General features: G+C 74.8%; 4 protein-coding genes. All 4 read right to left on the bottom strand.

The features are described 5' to 3' along the window. Positions 1-78 precede the first annotated feature (78 nt). Positions 79-402 carry an ArsR/SmtB family transcription factor gene (locus tag PKY62_RS09045; protein ID WP_324536381.1) on the bottom strand — a complete coding sequence of 108 codons (324 nt, stop codon included), beginning with the start codon at positions 400-402 and terminating at the stop codon, positions 79-81. 123 nt (positions 403-525) lie between these two features. Next, positions 526-915: an RNA-binding S4 domain-containing protein gene (locus tag PKY62_RS09050; protein WP_324536382.1), complete on the bottom strand. Its 390-nt coding sequence runs from the start codon at positions 913-915 to the stop codon at positions 526-528. Between the two features lie 166 nt (positions 916-1081). Continuing rightward, a complete protein-coding gene (locus PKY62_RS09055; RefSeq protein ID WP_324536383.1) occupies positions 1082-2035 on the bottom strand; it encodes an NAD(P)-dependent oxidoreductase in 954 nt (317 codons plus the stop codon). A 144-nt stretch (positions 2036-2179) separates the two neighbouring features. Continuing rightward, a partial coding sequence (locus PKY62_RS09060) for a phosphoglucose isomerase-related protein (RefSeq protein ID WP_502875823.1) occupies positions 2180-2607 on the bottom strand: 428 nt, incomplete at its 5' end.

Below are 2607 nucleotides of genomic sequence, written 5' to 3' on the forward strand. Positions count from 1 at the left end.
CCGTCAGAGCCGGTCGCGTCGGAGCCGGACCCGTCAGAGCCGGTCGCGTCGGAGCCGGACCCGTCAGAGCCGGAGCCGTCAGCCGCGCGGCGTGTCCAGGTCCCAGAACGATCGGAACCCGTCGAGCCACGCCGCCGCATCCCGCAGCGGCCGCGGGTCCAGGCTGCTCGTCCGCCACTGCGCCTCGCGGCCACGCACCACCAGCCCAGCGCGCTCGAGGACAGCCAGGTGCCGGGACACCGCCTGGAGCGTCATGGGAAACGGCTCGGCGAGCTCGCCCACCGTCGCGTCGCACCGGGCGAGGCGGGCGAGGATCGCGCGTCGCGTCGGGTCCGCCAGCGCACGGAACACAGGGTTGAGGGTCTCGGGCGGTGGCCCGACGACGCCCTCACGTGCGATCATGCGCTTATTCAACCATATGGTTGCTCAATGTAGTGGTTGCGTGCAGGACAGGTGCGGACGCCGGGAACACGGACGTTCGGGGACAGGCCGGGCCCTTCGGGCGGCACCGCTACGCGGCGATCGTCAGGAGATCGGCTCGCGTCCGCGCCAGCGGTCGATCTCGCGGCGCTCACGTTTGGTCGGGCGTCCCGCCCCCCTGTCCCGCGCGGCGACGACCGCGGGGACCTCCTCGCGCGGCGGTGGCGGTGGCGTGAGGTCGGTCATCGCCTCGGCCGCGAGGGGAGCCGACACCCGCTTGACCAGCAGCCGCTGCACCCTGACGATGCGCTCGACCCCCGCCAGGCGGACCCGGACCTCGTCGCCGATCCCCACCGTGGTCGCGGGCTTCGCGCGATCGCCGTTGACGCGCACGTGACCGGCGCGGCACGCCGTCGCGGCGGCCGTCCGCGTGGAGAAGAGACGCACGCCCCACGTCCAGGCGTCCACCCGCACCTTGGTCGTCGTGGCGTCCACCCGACCAGCGTAGGCAGCGATCCGCGCGAGGGCTCCCCCGCCGCGCCACACCCGGACGGGCAGCAGCACGGGGACCCGCAGCCGCCCCGCCGCACCACCACCGGCGTCACGCCACGTCAGGTCAGGTCAGGTCAGGTCAGGTCACGTCACGTCACGTCACGTCACGTCAGGTCACGACGTTGACCGGCGCGCCGTCCAGGTAGGCCTCGACGCAGGCCACCGCCCCCGCGGCCATCCGCCCGAGCGCCTGCGGCGTACGGAAACCGAGGTGCGGACTGAGCACCGTGCCCGGCACCGAGAGCAGCGGGTCGTCCGCCGCGAGCGGCTCGGGGTCGAAGACGTCCAGGGCGGCACGCACGTCGCCGCGGGCCAGCCGCCGCGCGAGGGCGCCCGGCTCGACCAGCTCGCCCCGTGCCGAGTTCACCAGGATCGATCCTGCGGGCAGGAGGTCGAGAAGCTCCGGGGTGACGATGCCCCGGGTCTCCGCACAGAGCGGCAGGTGCAACGACACGACGTCGGCCCCGAACGCCTCGCGCAGGGTGCAGGGGGTGCCGTGCACCGCCGCCAGCGCCGCCGGGTCCACCGTGCGGTCCCAGACCAGCACCCGCATCCCGAGCGCGTCGAGCATCCGCGCCACGGCGCGGCCGATGCCGCCGAAACCCACCACGGCGGCCGTCGAGCCGGCGAGCTCGCGCCCCAGCCACCCGGTCCATCGCCCGGCGCGCACCGCACGGTCCGCAGCGGGCAGGTCGCGCGCCGCCGCGAGCAGCAGGCCCAGGGTCAGCTCGGCCACGGCCTGGTCGCCGTACCGCACGACGTTGGTCACCGTGACGCCGAGCTCCCGCGCCAGGGGCAGCGACACGTACGACTCCGCGCCCGTCCCGCTGAAGGCCACGAGCCGTAGGCGCCCAGCCCCGGCGCGCAGCGCGTCGTCGGGCAGGTGGGTGGTGAGCAGCACGACGTCGGCCCGCGCCACCCGCTCGACGAGCGTCGCCTCGTCCGGCACGTCGTCGGCGATGACCACCTCGCCGAGCGCGGCGAGGCGGTCGCGCAGTGCAGGCTCGGCGAACAGCCGGGCCAGGCCGCCGTCGGCGCTGGGGCACACGATCCGTGGTCTCACGGCGCCGAGGCTAGCGGCCCCGTGTGACGCCGGGATGTCGAGGTCCCCGCGCCGCCGGCCGACCCGCCGTGCGGCCGACCTCTCCGGTGGCTCACTCCTCGCCCGTGGCCCACCCCTCCCGCGGGCCCGCCCACCCGCAAGCGGTCACCCCCGGGCGCGGTGCGCCAGGTAGTAGCCGATGAGGCCCTGCGTCGACGGGTCCTGGGCCTCGAGGGCCACGGTGTCCCCGGCGACGGCCGGCGCGATCTCCATGGCGAGCTTCTTGCCCAGCTCGACGCCCCACTGGTCGAAGGAGTCGATCCCCCAGACGATGCCCTGGACGAAGGTGATGTGCTCGTACAGCGCGATGAGCTGGCCCAGCACCGACGGGGTGAGCGCCGGGGCCATGATCGACGTGGTGGGACGGTTGCCGCCGAAGACCTTGGCCGGGACGAGGTCCTCCGCGGTGCCCTCCGCACGGACCTCGTCGGCCGTCTTGCCGAAGGCGAGGGCCTTGGTCTGGGCGAAGAAGTTGGCGAGGAACAGCTCGTGCACGTCCGGGGCGCCGGGAGCCGCCGTGTCCACCAGCGGGT

This window comes from Actinotalea sp. (assembly GCF_035443605.1).
Classification (GTDB): Bacteria; Actinomycetota; Actinomycetes; order Actinomycetales; family Cellulomonadaceae; genus Actinotalea.